Origin of the sequence: Paenibacillus sp. FSL L8-0494 (assembly GCF_038003695.1) — a bacterium.
Classification (GTDB): Bacteria; Bacillota; Bacilli; order Paenibacillales; family Paenibacillaceae; genus Paenibacillus_AQ; species Paenibacillus_AQ odorifer.
Genome location: NZ_JBBOPQ010000001.1, coordinates 378,642 through 397,379 on the forward strand (window position 1 = coordinate 378,642; position 18,738 = coordinate 397,379).

The window sequence follows — 18,738 nt, forward strand, 5'->3', positions numbered from 1 at the left end:
TATGATGAAGACAGTCATGCGCTTGTACTGGAAAGTGGTCAATAAGCTTACAAGTTAGAGGGCACCTTTGTGAGTGCTCTTTTTTTGAATTCTTAAAAATACGCACTTGACAGGTAGGAATAAAGGGGTATATGATATCACCAATACTTAAACAGTAATTAAATGAACAGTGAAATAATTCAACCGAGCTGATTGGACCACCAAAGGCTCCCGTACTTTTCCCTTGTCAGGGGTAGGTGCTGGGAGTCTTTTTTTATGGGCTGATTGGGAGAAAGCAGAGGTAAGCATGAGCGAACAGTATTGGAGACAGCTGGAGGAGACGGATTGGGCATTTCGCAAGGCGGTTCGCAGATTCGTGAAAGAGCGGGATAAGGTCGCCGTAGCAGGCATCTCCTTACCAGGCATGCTGATTCTGCACAAAATCATTCGCGATGGTGAGCAAAGGCTAGGAGACTTAGCGGATGAACTAGACTTCACCTCAGGTGCGATTACCGCATTGAGCGATAAGCTTGAGGCGGGTGGATATACCGTACGTAGACGTAAAGAAGGCGACCGTAGAACGGTAATGCTGGATATTACGGATAAAGGCCGCAAGCTGGCGGAGCAGAACAGCAACATCGGAGAACGATGTATTTCGCTTTTGTTTGAGGGGTTTACGGAGGAGGAATTGGCGCAGCAAAATGACTTTTATCAGCGGATCATTAGCAATTTAGAAGGATTCTCGGATATCCTGCTGAAGCTCGCCAAGGAGAATGCAGAGACCTCTCCAACCCTTGAACAGAAGCCACGCACAACCACTAAAAAAAGTAATTATCTTAGCTACTAAAAATTGAAAATAGGAGAGATGAACGATGGGACATTCAACCATTTATCCAACTGGAGCAACCGTATATAACCCTGACAAAGCCTGGAGTGGCTATACTGTATTTCAAGCTGGTGAAGAAGGTGTTGTACTGATAGATATGAACGGTAAAGAGGTGCATTTGTGGAAGGGGCTGCTTGGATTTCCGGCTAAAATCTTCCCGGGTGGTTATGTGCTGGGCAGCACAGGAAGAAGAGATCCCAAATTCGGCATACAGGATAATGTAGATCTGGTACAGGTGGACTGGGATGGGAACATCGTGTGGAAATATAACAGCTATGAACATATAGAAGATCCGGGTTATGAACCCCTCTGGTATGCCCGCCAGCATCATGACTATCAGCGCGAAGGCAATCCGGTCGGATATTTTGCACCAGGGCTTGAACCCAAGGTAGACAGTGGCAAAACGCTAATTCTTGCTCACAAAAATATCTACAATCCTCAGATCTCCGACAAACAATTGCTTGATGACACGATCCTTGAGGTGGACTGGGAGGGGAATATCGTCTGGGAGTGGGCTCCAAATGAACATTTTGATGAGCTAGGCTTTGATGAAGCTGCCAAAAATGTACTATTCCGTGATCCTAACTCACGCTCTTTCGGAAATCTAGGTGGCGGTGTTGGGGACTGGCTGCATATCAATTCGGCTTCTTATGTAGGACCCAATAAGTTTTACGATGCAGGTGACGAGCGTTTCCATCCGGATAACGTGATCTGGGATGCGCGGGAAGCAAATATTATTGCGATAACGGATAAGCGTACCGGAGCCATCGTTTGGAGAATCGGTCCGGATTACTCGCTGCCAGAAGTGAAGCATATCGACTGGATCATTGGCCAGCATCATGCGCACATCATTCCGAAAGGTTTGCCGGGAGAAGGTAACTTACTTGTATTCGATAACGGGGGCTGGGGCGGTTATGGTCTTCCAAATCCATCTTCTCCTTTTGGGCAAAAAAATGCACTCCGCGACCACTCGCGAATTCTGGAGATTAATCCCGTGACTCTTGAGATTGAGTGGCAATATACAGCGGCAGAAGCTGGTTTCTCTGTCCCAACCGATTCTTATAAATTCTACAGTCCATATATCAGCTCAGCTCAACGGCTTCCGAATGGCAATACCTTAATTACAGAAGGTTCTAACGGCAGACTCTTTGAGGTTACGCCAGAACATGAACTGGTATGGGAATATATCTCGCCATTTACGGACTCCAGAAATACCAACATGGTCTATCGTTCCTACCGTGTGCCTTATGCCTGGGTACCACAGTTGGAAGCGCCAGTTGAACAAGCGATTGAGCCAATAGACGTAACACAGTTCAGAGTCCCGGGGGCTGCACCTAAAGGATCGGATTCTGTGGTAAGTGTGGCGACAACCCTGCCCTTTGTTGAAGGAGCTGCTTGTGTGGCGACGACGGATGAAGGCAGCAGCCGCAAGGTAAATTAACAAATTTGAGGAGATGTGTCGGTTGAAAAAATCATGGATCAGCTCAAGCTTTCTGCTCTTATCTTTATCAGTGGTTATCCTTTTATCGGGCTGCAGCTCCAAGGGCGATGCGGCTGCCTCTAATGCCTCTAAAGAGGGAGCGGCGAACAGCAAAGATGAGATATTAAAGATAAAAATTGCTGACATCAATACGAATCCCACTTTTCGGGTGGCATTAGATAAAGGCATCTTTGCCAAACACGGGATTGACGCTGAACTAGTCAACTTTGGTTCCCCTGCGGAAGGTGTAAATGCCCTTTTTATTAAACAGGTGGATGTGGCTTTCGGGGCAGACTTCCCATTGCTGAACGCAGTGGCGAAGGGCGATTATGCTATTATCGCCTCGGCGGGATTAGCGACTGATGAAGCGTCCACTGAATGGAAATTGTTCGTACAGGACGATATTCAGAAGGCTGAAGACTTGAAGGGAAAGAAGCTGAGTTTCATACGCGGCACCTTCATTCCGTACCTTTGGGATGAATATTTGAAAGAGCATAATGCCGCTCTCAGTGATGTGGAGTTAATAGGACAGGGTGCCTTTGATGAAGCTTATATCGCTTTGAAGCAAGGTGCTGTGGATGGAGCATGGTTTTATGGTTCGGTTCTGAATGATAAGCTCTATGCGCTTAAAGGTGTTCATGAACTGACGGATATGTCTAAAACCACGGTTCGATTGGGGATGGGGATTGTAACGGAAAATGATTTTGCGGCTAAGAATCCGCAAGGTATAGCGAATTTCCTAGCAGCGGTGGATGAAGCTGGAGCCTATACTCAGGCTCACCCAGATGAGGTTGCTGATCTGATGTATAAGGAAGTGAAGCAGCCTAAGGAATCTACGATAAAAGACCTGCCGAATAATCCGTGGGCACTAGGATTTACTCAAGCAGCGTATGACAGTTTGACCAAGCAGAAGAAATATATGGTCGACAACGGAATCATCGAGAAGGATTTCGATCTGGATAGCAAGCTGAATCTTGAGCCGCTGGCGAAGGCATTGCCAGAAGAGGTTACGTACAAGAAATAGGGGGAGTTCAGAATGTCATTACCTGCTAAGCAGCATACCATTCATATTGAGCAGCTCCGTAAAAGCTACAGCGAACCAACTGCTGGGGACATTCACTACATTATAAAAGATGTAGATCTCGTAATTAAAGGTGGGGAATTCTTCGTTCTGCTTGGGCCGAGTGGTTGCGGGAAATCAACACTGCTGAATATGATCGCCGGGTTTGTCTCCAAATCTGGTGGGCATCTACGGGTGGATAATGTAGAGGTGAATAAGCCCGGCAGAGATCGGGCGGTTGTGTTCCAGCAGGCGGATTCCTCCTTATTCCCTTGGTTAACCGTCCGGCAGAATGTGGAGTTCGGATTGCGGATGAAGAAAATCGCAAAGGCGGAACGGCACACAATATCGGATAGGTTCATCGGGCTTGTTGGGCTGAACGGGCATGAGGAGAAGTTCCCGAAGGAGCTGTCTGGGGGTATGAAGCAGCGTGTTCAGCTGGCTCGGGTGCTGGCGAATGATCCAGCGATTCTGCTAATGGATGAGCCATTTGGTGCGCTGGATGCGATGACGCGCCGAACGATGCAGAAGGAATTGGTCAACATTTGGCGCCAGACACATAAGACGGTGATTTTTGTAACTCATGATATTCAGGAGGCGTTATTGCTGGGAGAACGAATTGGCATTATGTCAGTAGGACCGTCCTCTAATATTACAGATATTTATGACAATACACTGGCGTATCCGCGGGACGTAACCTCACCGGAATTCTACTCGTTATACAATCAAATTCAAGGTCATTTCGAAGAATAGGATAGGGTGAGACAGATGAGGAAATGGGTGGAGAAGAAGTGGGTTTCCGTAACCCTTCTATGGATTACCGCGCTCTGCGTCTGGCAGCTTGGAGCTGTAATCTATGGCCCCGATGTGATCCCCGGACCATGGAGTACACTTAAGGGCGGACGGGAGCTGCTGGAAGACGGAACCTTGCTGCAATATATAGGGATTAGCTTTTATCGGGTGCTCATTGGTTGGGTACTCGGCAGTTTACTGGCGATTCCCGTAGGACTAATCATTGGGAAGGTGAACTTGATCCGTATTTTTGCGGAGCCTTTCCTGAACTTTATCCGTTTTATCCCGCCGATTGCATTCATTACTTTGTTCCTAGTATGGTTTGGTATTGGGGAGCAGTCGAAGATTGCGTTAATTATGTACGCCACCTTTTTTATCGTGGTGCTGAATACTTTAACCGGTGTGATGTCCGTGGAAGAGGACAAAATCCGCTCAGCCCGCAGTATGGGCGCCAGTGAGTGGCAAATTCTGATTCATGTGGTCGTTCCGGCGACGATCCCTTATATTTTTACGGGTATCCGGTTAGCGATGGGCACCTCATATATGGCGATTATCGGCGCGGAAATGATTGCTTCGAACGAAGGTGTAGGTTATCTGATCTGGAATTCCCGGTTGTTTTTCCGTACGGATTGGATCTTTGTCGGGTTGTTCTGCCTTGGCTTTATGGGCTTCTTTACGGATCGGCTTTTTGGCTGGTTCGGTAAGAAGGTGCTTTACAGATACGGTGTTGTCAGTGTGGCAGCGCGTAGACGGTAGTTATATTCATACATGTAAAACTGCCTGGAAATGTCGGGCAGTTTTTTACTTGGACTGAAGTTTATACGAATATTTTTTGTCATTGTAAGTAAATTGTATTTCTAAGGGAAACGGCGGTCATCTAAAAAAGACGACAGGTCGTTTCTTTTTATTTACAAATATTCCTATTCTCCTTAATGCCGCGAAAATAGTACACGCCTATACTGCAATTGGGTGCCTAACAGTTGGAGCATAAAGAAGCCCGCAAATAAGAAATAGGAGTGAAGGGGAAATCATGAAAAAAGGGATCAAAAATCAATTATCAATGGGTCTAATGTTATCCTTGCTCGTCCTGTTGCTTGCTGCTTGTGGAAATTCAGCCAAGGCTGAAGAAACAACGAATGGAAAGGCTGGCACCAAAGAATTAAGTCTGACTGAGATCGAGAGTAAAGCTAAAGAAGAGGGCAGTATCGTCAGTGTAGGAATGCCGGATTCTTGGGCGAACTGGAAAGATACATGGAGTGATATGGACAGTAAGTATGGTCTTACACATTCGGATACCGATATGTCGAGCGCGGAGGAAATTGCCAAGTTTGATGCGGAAAAAGACAAACCAACGGCCGACATCGGAGATGTGGGGATTGCGTTTGGATCGGTTGCCGTGGAGAAAGGGGTAACACAGCCTTATAAAACATCCTACTGGGATGAAATCCCTGATTGGGCTAAGGACAAGGACGGAAATTGGATCGTCGGCTATCAAGGCACCATCTCTTTTCTGACTAACACTAAGCTCGTGGCGAATCCGCCGAAGAGCTGGGAAGATCTGAAGAACGGCAATTACAAAATCATCGTTGGTGATGTAACCAAAGCTGCTCAAGCACAGATGGCTGTATTGGCCGCAGCGATTGCCTTTGGTGGCGACGAGTCGAACATTGAACCAGGGATTGCTTTTTTCGAGGATTTAGCTAAAAAAGGACGTCTCTCCAATGCAGAGGCTTCCCTTGCCAACATTGAAAAAGGTGAAGTGGAAGTTACCCTGCTGTGGGATTTCAACGCTTTGAATTATAGAGACCAGATCAACAAAGATGGCTTCGCTGTAGCCATTCCACAAGAAGGCAGTGTCGTGAGCGGGTATGCCACGATCATCAACAAATATGCGCCGCATCCTAACGCGGCGAAGCTTACACGCCAATACATCCTTAGTGATGAAGGACAGATTAATCTTGCCAAAGGTTACGCTCGTCCGATCCGTGACAGTGTAACGTTGCCGGATGATGTTGCAGCTAAGCTGCTGCCAAAAGAAGAATATGTCAACGCTAAGCCTGTTGGTGATTACAAGGTATGGGAAGAGACGGCAAAAACCATTCCTCAATTGTGGCAGGAACGTGTGCTTGTGCATTTGAACTAGTATTCATTTCTCTCCAAAAAAGAAGCAGGGCGCCTTCGTCATGATGCCGTAAGGCGCCTTTGTTCTATTCCCGCGACAAGGAGCGAGTAAGATGAAACAAAGAAGCCGCGGTGTGATCCTGGCACTTATTCCATTTGCACTAATGGTGTTAGCCTTTCAACTGGTACCTATAATATCCATGCTGACGGGAAGCTTACGCACAGCGGACGGAACGGGATTTACGTTAGGCAATTATCTGCATGCGTTGCAAAGTGCCTATTACATGCAGGCGATTAAGAACAGTCTGCTAATCTCCATAACCTCAAGTCTGATAGGGATCATTGTCGGACTTTTTTGTGCTTATTGCATTACCCGGTTTACCCCGAGAGTACGCGATAGACTTCTAATGCTGTCGAATATGACCTCTAATTTCGCAGGTGTTCCGCTGGCGTTTGCTTATATCATTTTGCTCGGAAATAATGGGGTATTTACACTCTTATTTAAACAGTGGGGCTGGAGTGTTTTTGCCGATTTTGATCTATATAGCTGGTCAGGTCTAATACTGGTGTATGTATACTTTCAGGTTCCGTTAGCCTTATTGCTTTTGTACCCGTCCTTTTACGGAATCCGTGAGCAGTGGAGAGAGGCAGCGTCCTTACTGGGGGCTGGGCCTTGGCAGTTCTGGAAGACGATTGGCCTGCCTATTCTAACTCCAGCGATCTTTGGCACACTTGGAATTCTTTTTGCTAATGCAATGGGGGCTTATGCCACGGCTTACGCATTGGTTGGCGGAAATTACAATCTGTTGGCGGTACGTATCGGTTCACTGGTTGCCGGAGATGTGGTTACACAGCCACAAATGGGGAGTACGCTTGCTGTTCTGCTTGGTCTGACTACGATTTTGGCGGTTTATCTGAACCATTTAATGGTGCGGCGTGCGGAGAGGTTTGGAACGAAAGCACTCAGTAAACCGGATGTGAAAATCAAAGCTTCCCGGCGTTTATGGACAGCTCGTGAGGAGGTAGGGCAATGAATATACGCAAAGCAGGCTTCGCTCCACGCACCTTCATGCTGCTGCTCATGGTGTATTTGCTGCTTCCTCTTTTGGCGACGGGTATTTATGCTTTTGCACAAGACTGGCAGAATACCCTGCTGCCCCGAGCTTGGACCTTGAATTGGTTTGGGGAAATGTTTGAGGATATTCGCTTTCTGGAGGCGCTTTGGACCTCGCTTTATTTATGCCTGATCAGCGTGGTGCTGAGTCTGGCCGTGATGCTGCCAGCTGTTTTTGTCATCACCCTCTATTTTCCGCGCTGGGAGAGCTTTATGAAAGGTATTGTTGTTTTGCCTTATGCGGTGCCTGGTGTTGTGGCTGCGGTAGGTCTTATTCGTACCTATTCCTCTGGTCCTTTTGATATCGCTGGAACAGCGTATTTATTGGTGGGCGCATATTTTGTGGTCATCCTTCCCTATATGTATCAGGGCATTCGCAATAGTCTGTTAACGGTTAATGCCGTAGAACTGCTGCATGCTGCGGAGCTGCTTGGTGCCCGCCGAAGAACGGCCTTCTTGAATGTGATTTTGCCTAATATATGGCCTGGGGTTATCGTCTCTACACTGTTATCATTTTCAGTTCTATTCGGCGAATTTGTTCTTACGAACATGTTAGTTGGCGGACATATTCAGACGATTCAGGTATATCTATATCAAAGGGTTGGTGAAAGTGGACATTTGGCCAGTGCGATTGCGATCTCTTATTTTCTGTTTATTCTAATTCTTTCGATGGTACTAATGAAGCTCGGTAAAAAGATGGGGGGAGGTATTAAGGGATGAATGATTATCTAAAGCTGCAGGGTGTACGCAAAATGTTTGGGAATACCTGTGTGTTAGACAATGTTGATTTGGAGATCCGTGAAGGTGAGCTTGTGACACTGCTAGGCCCCTCCGGTTGTGGAAAAAGCACATTGCTACGCTGTATAGCCGGTCTTTCAGAGCTGGATGGCGGCAGAATTCTTTTGGAAAATAAAGATCTGGGAAGTTTGCCGCCCCGTAAGCGCGAGGTAGGAATGGTGTTTCAGTCTTATGCCTTGTTCCCCAATCTGACGGTGAGCCAAAATATCGAGTATGGTATGAAAATGCGGGGATTATCGAAATCAGCCCGCCATCATCGCTGCGCGGAATTGCTGGCATTGGTCGATCTGGAGGATAAACGGGATGTATATCCGCAGTCCCTCTCTGGTGGACAGCAGCAGCGGGTAGCGCTGGCTCGTTCTCTAGCGGTGCAGCCCAAAGTATTGCTGCTGGATGAACCTTTAAGCGCACTTGATGCTAAGATACGCAAGAATTTACGTGCTGAAATTCGTGATATTCAAAAAAGGTTTAACATGACGACACTATTCGTGACGCATGATCAGGAGGAGGCGCTGATTCTTTCAGACCGCATCTGTATTATGAACGGTGGCCGGATTGTGCAGGATGGCACACCTGAGGGGTTGTACTCCGCACCACGAACAGAGTTCGTTGCCCGGTTTATGGGCAGTTACAATGTATTGACCCGATCAGAAGTGATGACGTTGTTCCGGGGGATAGATAGCACGAAGGACCGCTTTGCTATTCGGCCTGAGGCGGTTACGCTGCTGCATGAGGGCGCGGGACTTCACGAGGTTGCTGCCGGAGTGCAACTGGTGGATGGCATCATTAAATCTGTCTCCGTATTGGGCAATATTATTAGGTGTACGGTAGAGGTGGAAGACATTTGCTTAACGGTTGATCTTTTAAATGACGGACGCTGGCTGAGGCTGGTGGAAGGGGCTAACGTCACCTTGGCTCTGAACCCTTCTGAGCTGCTGCATCTGGAACGAGAGGGAGCGTAATAAGATGACTGAAATGAACAATAAACTTATTGTGGTAGTGTTGGACGGACTTAGATATGAGGCCGCACGTGAATATATGGGGTATATGGAGCATCTGGTGGAGCAGGGGGAAATATCATGTCACCGAGTGAAATCGGAATTACCCAGTCTGTCACGCCCGCTTTATGAAGTGCTTTTGACGGGTACACCCGTGTCCAAAAATGGAATTACGGCTAACCATATTGTGAGACCAAGCCATGAAGAGAGCGTATTCCATCTGGCAGTGGGCGCTAATTTGCGCACAGCTGCTGTCGCCTATCATTGGGTCAGTGAGCTTTATAATTCGGCCCCTTTTGATCCGCTTGCTGATCGCCATCAGCACAATGTGATGAAGCCCATTCAGCATGGCAGTTTTTATTTCGAGGATCACTATCCCGACAGTCATGTGTTTGCCGACGCTGTGTATTTACGGAGTGCCTATGATCCGCATTTCCTATACATTCACTCCATGAATATAGATGACGCCGGGCATCGTTATGGCGGAGAGAGCAAGGAATATGAGTTTTCAGTGCGTAATGCTGACGGTCTGTTGGCCACTGTTTTGCCTATTTGGATGGAACAGGGCTATAAGATTATGATTACGGCAGATCACGGAATGAACGCAAATGGGTACCACGGCGGGATAACTCCTTCCGAGCGAGATGTGCCATTATATACGTTTGGGGTAGATGTATTATCTTCGGAAAAAGAGGAAGAAGTACTGCCACAGCTGCGAATGGCTCCTTTAATGTGCCACTGTTTGGGGCTGGCCCCTTCGGCAGCAATGAGTAAGGAGGGCTTGCCTCCACTTGTGCAGAAGCAATCCCATGACAAAGTGGAAGAACCTTTGCCGTTGGTATGAAATAAAATAATTAGCACGAGAAAAATCATATATTTCAACCAATTAGGAGGTTGTCTATTGAGCGCTTCTAAAGCTATGAAATGGATTACGGGTTCCTGTGAAATTATTTTGGCAATTCCAATCCTGGGTGCTGCTATTGTTATTGGCACGGGGTATTCCGTTCTGGGGTTGATGTTTATTCTACATGTGATTACATTGATTTTATCTTCAAGAGACCGTGAGTCTATCTACGGTTCAGTGCTAGGAATTATAACTTCTTTATTGGCATGGATTCCTTTTGTGGGCTGGTTCTTGCACTTAATTACTGGGATTCTGTTGATGGTGAGTGGAGGACAGAAGTCCCGTTATCCTTCGAACCATATCTATCCACAGTGATGTAAAATGACTTCAATACAGCCCAATTCGGACGTTTGTCCGGTTGGGCTGTATTCATGTTATAATGAGGGCACATTTTAGCAGTAAGCACAGAGAGGAGGCGCATCCATATGGAAATAACCGCACAAGAAGTAGCAGAATGGATGGTGAAGGAGATTCGTTTTACGGGTACCTTGCATCAGACGGCGGCGATTGAATATGTGAAAGAGAATTTTGGAGAACAATTTGTATTTGTGAATGAGAACGGCAATGCCTCACTCTCCAAAGAAGTGAAGAAAGCTTTCCGGAAACTCCATGGCGGGAGAATTGCTTGGGATCGAGACGGGTTCTTGTGGGCTTGGACCTAAGTTTGGCGCTTACAAAACATGTACAAACTGTTCAACTTATATAATTAGATAAAAAACGGACCATGCATGTACTGCAATGGCCCGTCTTTTTGCATTCTTTTTAGTTAGATATATTCTGTCATTCCCTGTTCCTTTAGAAGCTCCACGATATCTTTGACTGACTGCGCTTTATCCTTGGGACAGATTAACAGTGCATCCCCAGTATCCGCAATGATGAACCCGTCTACACCAATGGTCGTGATAAGTCTGCCATTTCCATAAATGATTGAGTTATGGGTATCTATTCCCACATGATTTGCTTTTATAATGTTGCCTGCATCATCCGGAGGGAAGATTGAACCCAGTGCATCCCAGCTACCGATATCATTCCAGCCAAATTGTCCGGAAAGCACGACAACTTCATCAGAGCGTTCTAAAATGCCGTAATCAATCGAAATATTCTGAAGCGTTGGGTAGATGGCATTAATAACTTCCTCTTCCTGATCTGTACCCAAACAATCACTGATGGGCAGCATGGTTTTGTAGAGTCGAGGTAGATAACGTTTGAAATTATCAATAATGACAGAGGTCTGCCAAATAAAAATCCCACTATTCCATAGATAATTACCGGATGCCAGATAACTCTGTGCATTCTGAAAGTTTGGTTTCTCTACAAATTCATCTACATCATATACAGCCACTGGGCTTGTCGCAATCGGCGTCTTATCAAAGGCAATATAGCCGTAGCCAGTAGATGGGAAAGTAGGCTTGATTCCGATGGTTACTATTTTGTCTGACTCCATGGCAACAGTACAGGCTTCGTCTAGTGTAAGACGGAATTGTTCCTCATCCGTTATATAGTGATCGGAAGGAAGGACGACCATTAAAGAATTGCCATGAGACTTCTCTATAGATAATGCTGCAAAAAGAATGCTAGCGGCTGTATTTCGCGCCACAGGTTCAATTAGAATATTAGCTTTGAGAACGCTGCTGTGCATAATACTCTCCAACAATACTGCTTGGGTACGATTAGTAACGATAACTGTATTCTCCTGAGGAATAATCCCTTTGAAGCGTTCAATCGTATCGTTTAACATAATGTCGTTGCCACTAATGTTCAGCAGCTGCTTTGGGATTTCTTGTCTGGACAGGGGCCAAAACCGTGTTCCGCCCCCGCCGGCTAGGATCGTAGCATATTTATTCATGATGCATCACCAACCGGGCAATTGTGAAGGATATAATGCTCTCCGAGCCTTGATTCAGGTTGAGCCCCGCCGCATGAATACCGTCATAACAAGCACCAGTCTGCGGATCGATTAGGGGGATTCCCAAGGAATTATGCCCTAGATACCAGTTGTAGCATAATTCTGCCTGCGCAAGATAAGAGGGGTCCTCAAGAACAACAGCTGCTTCCCGGCAGGCCAGCAGCATCTCGCAGGCTTCAATGGGCTGTTCATCATAGGGTGCAGCCAGCCCATCGCGCAGCAGCCAGCCATGGCTGCCGATCGGTTTATAGTAGCCTTTGCTGGAGAAGGTGGTGGAAGCTAGGAAATCCAGGCTTTCCTTGGCGGTCTCCCGCAGGTTTTTATTCCCGGAGATTAGGTAGGCCCGAAGCAGAGCCCAGGGCAGCATGGAATTGCCATAAGTGATGCTGTCCTCGAACCAATTCCAGCCGTGCCCCTTATAGCGGGTATATTGATTATGCAGCCGAACCGCAATATTTTCGATCAGACTCTCAATGGTTGCCCTTGGCAGAAAGGCGGCTTCTTCGGTCGTGTTTTCAGTATGCGGGTATGGAAAAGCATAACCTAATGGGCCGGGTGATTCGGTAAGATAACTTAAGCCGATGATGGCATAGGCTCCGGCCCGAGGTGAGCCCAAGGCTTCCAGATGCGGCAGTGCCTGATTGATCAAATACCGGCAGGTATTCATCAGGTTGTCAGGCAGGGAAGCTGCATGCGACAAGGCGAACCCTAGTGCCCACAAGGTACGTCCCTGGCAATCTTCAGAACCTTTATCCTCTATAAAGGAGCGGTTATAATCCATGAAATTGCGAAAATTGCCGTCCGCTGTCTGGGAATGATAGATAAAAGAGATATACGTATGAATGAGATCGAGTGCCACGGCATCCCGGGAATTCTCGTACATTAAGACCGCAGCAATCAGGGCGCGGGCATTATCATCGGTAGTGTAGCCCTTGGAACGGTCCGGAACCCCAAACTTGGTATGCTGAAAGATTCCTGTATCGTCCGTGATTCTGCGCATATAGCCTGGTTTAGACTGTACTGTGGTGGAGGTTTCCATTAAATCACGCTCCGATCAGCTGACGCCGAGCTCTGGATATGGCTGTGGAACAAGGCGGCATAGATTTTGGCGATTTCGTTCCAGCGCATAGTGAGCCCGAGCTTCAACGTGCGGTCTTCCATCGTTTGCACCAGAGCAGGGCTGTTCAGCAAGCGCAAAATGCAGGCTTCCAAGGAAGCAGAATCATGAAAATCAGCCAGTAGACCGCGGCCTTCTGCCAGCATTTCCTGGGCGTAGCGGTAAGGGGTCGACACGATGACCCGGCCATAACCGACTCCGTAGGCCAGGGTGCCGCTGACGGCCTGATCCTTACCCAGATAAGGAGTCACATAGATATCTGACATGACCAAGGACTCTATTACTTCTTCTTGGGTCAGCAACTTATCGACGAATTGGACATTGTCCTGCAAGTCAAACATTTCTACGAGGTCCGTCAGTTTCTGGCGGTAAACTTCCCCGGATTCCAGCTTGACGACCGGATGGGTCTTGCCCCAGACAATGTAAAGTGCTTCGGGATGGCGCTTGACCACGCCGCGCATGGCTTCGATGCTGTATTCAATCCCTTTGCCGGGACTGAGGAAGCCGAAGGTGGAGAGGATCTTGCGGTCTGGATAACCGTATTGTGCTTTAAGGCTGGTGCGTGAGGCTGTGCTAACTTGAGGGACACCGTGATGGATGAATGTGATTTTGGAAACTGGGATCTCATAAATAGTAGATAAATCGGTAAGGGTTGATTCTGCCATCGTCACGACCTGCACGCTACGCTCGGCCAGACATCGGATGATCTGATGCTGCTTAGGGGAGGGCTTGGTCAACACTGTGTGAAAAACAACAACATACGGAATGTTCAAACGTTCGACAAAGGGGAGCAGGTATTCACCGCTTTCTCCGCCGTAGATGCCAAATTCATGTTGGATGACCAACAAATCGGTATCAGAATTGTTGAGGAAATCGGCCGTATCTATATAATCTGCGTAATTATGCTGGTCGATCTGCCGTATTACCTGCTGATCGTAAGCGTAGGTTTCATTGTTGTTTATGGCAATAATCCGGGGCGGGTTGAAGCCGGGAAGGTGGATAAGTTCATCTAGCAGATCCTGTGTGAACGTGGCGATACCGCACTCTCGCGGCAGACTGGTTCCCAAGAACACGATGTTGTGATTACGGACTGTATTTTTCATTCAAAGAGCCTCCCTAATGGTCTTGCGATTGGTCTGGATACAAAAAAAGAAAATAAAGAAGACTCTATTTTCTGAATAGGGAAAGGTATTTGGTTTTCTGAAATTAGAAATGTTGCAAATTATTTCCTAATCCCACTGTAACATGACCGTTTTATCTTGTCAATTCGATTGACGCCTTGGGGTTAGTGCGGATATATTATTGGAGGAGGTGTAGGAATGCCAGTCATACGCAGTAAACTGAGTGAGGTCATGGAGAGGCATGATCCGAAATTATCGATCCGCAAGCTTGCTAAAGAGATCAATTACCATTTTGATTCGGTACGCCGAATGTATAAGAATGAGATGGTGCAGTATCCAAGGGATCTGTTGCTAAAATTATGTGTATACTTTAATGTCCAGCCCGGCGAGCTGATTGCCATGGATGCGGAAGACAACGATTGGGTGATCGATCGTTCAAATGATTACGAGGAGGACGGCGATGACAAGGAACCCGGCACGGACAGCCACCTGTAAGCAGCTTCTGGATACATATCATGCCGGACGCGGTACAACTACTGTAAATAAACTGACGTTCACCGGTGTTGGGCACCGGGATGTCTATAATATAACCGCCCCGTTTATGTATAACGGGGAAGAGGTACTAATGGGAAGAGTTGAGGAACGGGACAGTGAGTTCTCTCAAGTCTTCTTTTTTACATGCCATGATGGGGTTTGGAGACCTCGTGCGCATACGCATACGTACAATTTACAGGACCCGTGCTGGACCCGGATCAGGGGGGAACTGATCGTGGGCGGGGTGGAAGTGATTGCGGCAGCGGATGATCCGCACCGGATTGTCTCCTGGGTGACCCAGTTCTACCGGGGGTATCACATCGATTCTTTGACCCACTTTTCTTCAGGTCCCGGCACGATGAAGGATATCCGGCTTATCGAGCTTGATAATGGCAGTGTAGGCGTATTTACCCGGCCACAGGGCGAGCGGGGTGGGCGAGGACAGATTGGGTTCACAGTGATTCCTTCGCTGGACGAACTAAATGAGCAGACCTTCATTGATGCCGAGGTGCTACAGGATCAATTCGTGCCCGAAGAGTGGGGTGGAGCCAATGAAGCTCATCTGCTGCGGGGTGGGAAGGTGGGCGTGTTGGGCCACATTGCTTGCTTCGATAGCGCCGGAAACAAACACTATTATGCCATGGCTTTTTCGCTGAATCCTGAGACTTATAAGGCAACTCCGGTCAAAATAATAGCAGTCCGCAGTGATTTTCCGGCGGGCCCGGGCAAGCGCAAAGAACTGGAGGATGTCATCTTCAGCGGTGGCTTGAAACGTCTTGGAGGAGGCCGGGCGGTATTGTCTGTAGGGGTGAGTGACGCAGAAGCGTATCAGATTGAGATCGCGGACCCGTTTGACGAATATGAATCCTAGCGTTCTTTCAGTTGGTTTGACTAGATTATATGGTCATGTTACACTTAGTTTGACAAGAATTTATGGTCAAAGAGAGCGGGAAACCCAATGAATAAGTTTATTCAATTCAACACACGTAAGACTGACACCAAGTCCAACATCAATCAGGCGCGTAAGCAAGGACGTATTCCGGCTGTATTATATGGTATTGGTAAAGAGACTCTGACGTTGGAAGTGAATGAAAAAGAACTTCTGGACATTCTCAAAAAGAATCCGCGCGCAATTCTGCAAGGTAAGGTATCGGAAGATCTAGAGGTTCCGGTCGTGGTTCAGAACATTCAGAAGGATACCCTGTCCGGCAAAATTCTGCATATTGATTTTCAACATGTAAATATGAAAAAGAGCATGGACAGCAAGGTGACTATTCATTTTGCAGGTGAAGCCGTAGGTATTAAAGCAGGCGGTACGCTTCAGGTTGAAATTTATGAAGTGGAAGTTCGCTGTATGCCTGAAGATCTTCCTACCTCCATGGAAGTGGATATTAGCGGATTGGATATTGGCGACCAATTGCTTGTCTCTGATCTGATCTTTAAGGATGGGATTGAAGTGTTGACCGAACCGTCAACCGTAATGATCCAGATCAAGACCGTGCATGAAGAAGAGGAAGAAGCGGTAGTAACTCCAGCCTAAACCTATATTTTTATTAAAAAAGCAAGTTTCCAGGGAAGAGGAAACTTGCTTTTTTTGCGTTGAATCATACAGGAACTTCTCGTTGGTCCTTTGCCATAGGGGAACTACATAACGGGCAGGGCTTTGAGGTTAAATGATCCTCAGCTCCGCCCGCTTTCATGCGCGTCCAGCCAGGACAGGTATTGCTGGTACAATTCCATACTGGAACGACATGAGTTCTTGTCGCAGTTGTGCGACTGGTAGGTAAGGATCTTGTTGTCACTGTTCTGCTCACCGTAGTCGTTGCTGTGGAGGAAACGGCAGAGCGGAAGGCTGATAACATGAAGCGGGAGACCTCTGCTTTTTTGCCTCGATGCCTCGCAGGTGAACTGATAAATAGCTCTTCCCGGGCTCTAGTAACAGCTACGTAAGCCAGTCTTCGCTCCTCTTCCAGTGCAGCCAAGCTTGAACTACCACTATTTGCAGCGGCCAGCTTGCGGTCCTTGAGCCGGTCGCCCTCCAGTGCGGAGCTATGCGGAAGAATTCCTTCAGAGGCTCCAATCAAAAAGACCACAGGAAACTCTAAGCCCTTGGATTTGTGAATGGTCATAAGCGCGATCCGATTCCCTTGTTCTTTGGTACCCGGCTGACGATTATGTTCATTACGTTCCGTAACATTATCTATGAAATCCAGAAAGGCAGGGATACTATCAAATCGCTCTGCAGACGATTCTAGTTCATCTAGCATTTCTTTTAACGTCTCGCGATGCAAGGTTGCTTGATGCCGCTCATTTGCTTCGATGAAATAATCATAGAATTGCGTGCGGATCTGGCGGATCGCTTGGATTGGGGTTAACTCGCGCATATTGCGAATTAGATCCAGCCGCTCTCTAAGCTTAGTGCCCTTGAAATCCTCCATGCCGGGCATGGACAACAGATGGATTAGTGGGCCTTGCTTTGGTTGTCTAGCTTCCATTTGCCGGATGTGATTCATACCTTTTTCACGGTTCATATATAGAGTAGGCAGGATGTTCTCCATAGCCGCAAAATTCCGCCGATTCACGGAGAGACGCATATGATCCACGACCGGGGAGATTAGCCAGTGTTCGTACAGTAATTGGCCCTCTCCATAATCGATGTAGGGAATATCGCGTAAAAGAAGTAATTCCAGTACGGCCCGGTTGCTGCTAGACGCTCGATATAACATGGCGAAGTCGCTATATTCTCTTTTGCCGCTCGAAACCTCGTTTAAAATATGCTCAACCATCTGCTCAGCTTCCTCGTCTGCTGTCTGCGGACGCATATACCGGGGCTGACTCCCGCTGCCTTTGGCAGCTTGCAGGGTTTTGGAACGGCGGCGCGTATTGTGCCGGATAATACCGTTGCCGAGCCCGACTATAGCTGGACCAGAGCGATAATTAATATCAAGTGTAATAACCCTTGCTCCCGGGTACAGCTTCTCGAATTCCAGAATGAATTCACTGCGTGCCCCGTTGAAGGAATAAATCGTCTGGTCATCGTCGCCAACCACCATCAGATTATGCTGCGGGTGAGCAATCATTTTGACTAACTCATACTGCAAGGCATTTGTATCCTGGAACTCATCCACCATCACGTATAGATATCTCATCTGCAATTCCTGCAAAAGCGTTGGACGCTCCTTCAGCATCCGATAGGCGATTAAGAGGACATCATCGAAGTCGATTTTGAAATTGTCTAGTTTCCATTGTTCGTAGATTTCCAGAATGGATTTCATTTCTTTTTCAGCGGTGGTTCCTTCAGGCAAGCCTTCTACGGTACCCATGTTCATCTTGCAGGAAGAGAGCAGGGAGAGTAGCGTTTCCGGTGGATAGGCATCTTTAGGTAGCCCGAGCTCACGCATGATTTGTTTCAACAGGATGTGCTGGCGCCGCGTCTCACTGAAAATTTCTTGCTGCAATCCTTGTCTGCGCAAGAAAAATAAGAAAAAGGAATGAAAAGTACGGGCTTGCAGCCGCGCGACGTCCGCTGGGCCTACTCCCGGCAATAGGGTGATCCGTTCGCGCATTTCCGCCGCAGCTTTACTCGAAAAAGTCAGCAATAGCAGCTGACTTGGCGAGACGCCGCGCACGGACAACAAATAACCGGTTCTGCAGATCAGAACCGAGGTTTTGCCGGAGCCTGCGCCGGCCAGTGTTAGAAGCGGCCCTTTATGATGCCGTACCGCAGAAATCTGCGGACGGTTGAGCAGGATGCCGCCTTCTTCCAGCCTGCGGAAATAAGCGGAGTCCTCATCCTCCCGCTTCACCAGTTCTTGGCTTGTCTGCGCTGAGGCCACAGCCGCTTGCGGGATCCGCTCACCAGTAGCTCCCAGCGGGATAGTATGAAATAAAAGCTTATTCAATAGATTCACCTTCATTATTTCTGTAT

Annotated in this window: 19 protein-coding genes; 15 read left to right on the forward strand and 4 right to left on the reverse strand. The window is 47.5% G+C overall.

The features are described 5' to 3' along the window. The first annotated feature begins 286 nt into the window (after positions 1–286). From NYE35_RS01835 to NYE35_RS01890, 12 genes are all read left to right on the forward strand, one after another. A complete protein-coding gene (locus tag NYE35_RS01835) occupies positions 287–826 on the forward strand; it encodes a MarR family winged helix-turn-helix transcriptional regulator (RefSeq protein WP_036687318.1) in 540 nt (179 codons plus the stop codon). 25 nt (positions 827–851) lie between these two features. Next, positions 852–2,306, forward strand: a complete 1,455-nt coding sequence (locus NYE35_RS01840; protein ID WP_076107352.1) for an aryl-sulfate sulfotransferase — start codon at positions 852–854, stop codon at positions 2,304–2,306. A 22-nt stretch (positions 2,307–2,328) separates the two neighbouring features. Continuing rightward, on the forward strand, positions 2,329–3,369 hold the full coding sequence (locus tag NYE35_RS01845) for an ABC transporter substrate-binding protein (protein WP_076215544.1): 1,041 nt from the start codon (positions 2,329–2,331) through the stop codon (positions 3,367–3,369). A gap of 12 nt (positions 3,370–3,381) precedes the next feature. After that, positions 3,382–4,158 (forward strand): ABC transporter ATP-binding protein, encoded by a 777-nt coding sequence (locus tag NYE35_RS01850; protein ID WP_036687325.1) that lies wholly within the window; start codon positions 3,382–3,384, stop codon positions 4,156–4,158. A 15-nt stretch (positions 4,159–4,173) separates the two neighbouring features. Continuing rightward, complete coding sequence (locus tag NYE35_RS01855; protein WP_036687327.1) at positions 4,174–4,953, forward strand: ABC transporter permease; 780 nt, start codon at positions 4,174–4,176, stop codon at positions 4,951–4,953. A gap of 274 nt (positions 4,954–5,227) precedes the next feature. Beyond that, positions 5,228–6,340, forward strand: a complete 1,113-nt coding sequence (locus NYE35_RS01860) for an ABC transporter substrate-binding protein (RefSeq protein WP_036687329.1) — start codon at positions 5,228–5,230, stop codon at positions 6,338–6,340. 91 nt (positions 6,341–6,431) lie between these two features. After that, a complete protein-coding gene (locus tag NYE35_RS01865; RefSeq protein ID WP_076107355.1) occupies positions 6,432–7,352 on the forward strand; it encodes an ABC transporter permease in 921 nt (306 codons plus the stop codon). Next, positions 7,349–8,152 (forward strand): ABC transporter permease, encoded by an 804-nt coding sequence (locus NYE35_RS01870; protein WP_051491499.1) that lies wholly within the window; start codon positions 7,349–7,351, stop codon positions 8,150–8,152. The genes NYE35_RS01865 and NYE35_RS01870 overlap by 4 nt, the downstream gene beginning before the upstream one ends. Next, positions 8,149–9,192 (forward strand): ABC transporter ATP-binding protein, encoded by a 1,044-nt coding sequence (locus NYE35_RS01875; RefSeq protein ID WP_076215547.1) that lies wholly within the window; start codon positions 8,149–8,151, stop codon positions 9,190–9,192. Before NYE35_RS01870 ends, NYE35_RS01875 begins: the two co-directional genes overlap by 4 nt. A gap of 4 nt (positions 9,193–9,196) precedes the next feature. After that, on the forward strand, positions 9,197–10,072 hold the full coding sequence (locus tag NYE35_RS01880; RefSeq protein WP_081386806.1) for an alkaline phosphatase family protein: 876 nt from the start codon (positions 9,197–9,199) through the stop codon (positions 10,070–10,072). A 57-nt stretch (positions 10,073–10,129) separates the two neighbouring features. Next, positions 10,130–10,447 (forward strand): hypothetical protein, encoded by a 318-nt coding sequence (locus tag NYE35_RS01885; protein ID WP_036687337.1) that lies wholly within the window; start codon positions 10,130–10,132, stop codon positions 10,445–10,447. 110 nt (positions 10,448–10,557) lie between these two features. Further along, positions 10,558–10,794 carry a DUF6953 family protein gene (locus tag NYE35_RS01890; RefSeq protein ID WP_036687339.1) on the forward strand — a complete coding sequence of 79 codons (237 nt, stop codon included), beginning with the start codon at positions 10,558–10,560 and terminating at the stop codon, positions 10,792–10,794. Between the two features lie 104 nt (positions 10,795–10,898). On the opposite strand, the gene NYE35_RS01895 is transcribed toward NYE35_RS01890, so the two are convergent. Genes NYE35_RS01895 through NYE35_RS01905 form a run of 3 tightly spaced genes read right to left on the reverse strand, consistent with a single transcriptional unit; the run spans position 10,899 to position 14,258 of the window. Further along, on the reverse strand, positions 10,899–11,978 hold the full coding sequence (locus NYE35_RS01895) for a mannose-1-phosphate guanylyltransferase (protein WP_036687341.1): 1,080 nt from the start codon (positions 11,976–11,978) through the stop codon (positions 10,899–10,901). Next, positions 11,971–13,077 carry a glycosyltransferase gene (locus NYE35_RS01900; RefSeq protein WP_076275598.1) on the reverse strand — a complete coding sequence of 369 codons (1,107 nt, stop codon included), beginning with the start codon at positions 13,075–13,077 and terminating at the stop codon, positions 11,971–11,973. The genes NYE35_RS01895 and NYE35_RS01900 overlap by 8 nt, the downstream gene beginning before the upstream one ends. After that, entirely contained in the window at positions 13,077–14,258 is a 1,182-nt protein-coding gene (locus NYE35_RS01905; RefSeq protein ID WP_036687342.1) for a glycosyltransferase family 4 protein, read from the reverse strand. The genes NYE35_RS01900 and NYE35_RS01905 overlap by 1 nt, the downstream gene beginning before the upstream one ends. A 216-nt stretch (positions 14,259–14,474) precedes the next feature. On the opposite strand from NYE35_RS01905, the gene NYE35_RS01910 reads away from it, so the two are divergent. From NYE35_RS01910 to NYE35_RS01920, 3 genes are all read left to right on the forward strand, one after another. After that, a complete protein-coding gene (locus NYE35_RS01910; RefSeq protein WP_051491502.1) occupies positions 14,475–14,771 on the forward strand; it encodes a helix-turn-helix domain-containing protein in 297 nt (98 codons plus the stop codon). After that, the gene (locus NYE35_RS01915) at positions 14,737–15,681 is read left to right on the forward strand and encodes a DUF1861 family protein (protein WP_341120040.1); all 945 of its coding nucleotides are present in this window, start codon (positions 14,737–14,739) and stop codon (positions 15,679–15,681) included. Before NYE35_RS01910 ends, NYE35_RS01915 begins: the two co-directional genes overlap by 35 nt. Positions 15,682–15,768: 87 nt before the next feature. Further along, on the forward strand, positions 15,769–16,350 hold the full coding sequence (locus NYE35_RS01920; RefSeq protein WP_051491503.1) for a 50S ribosomal protein L25: 582 nt from the start codon (positions 15,769–15,771) through the stop codon (positions 16,348–16,350). A gap of 64 nt (positions 16,351–16,414) precedes the next feature. Here the strand turns inward: NYE35_RS01920 and NYE35_RS01925 are convergent, their stop codons facing one another. Then, entirely contained in the window at positions 16,415–18,712 is a 2,298-nt protein-coding gene (locus tag NYE35_RS01925; protein ID WP_341120042.1) for a UvrD-helicase domain-containing protein, read from the reverse strand. Positions 18,713–18,738: the final 26 nt, after the last annotated feature.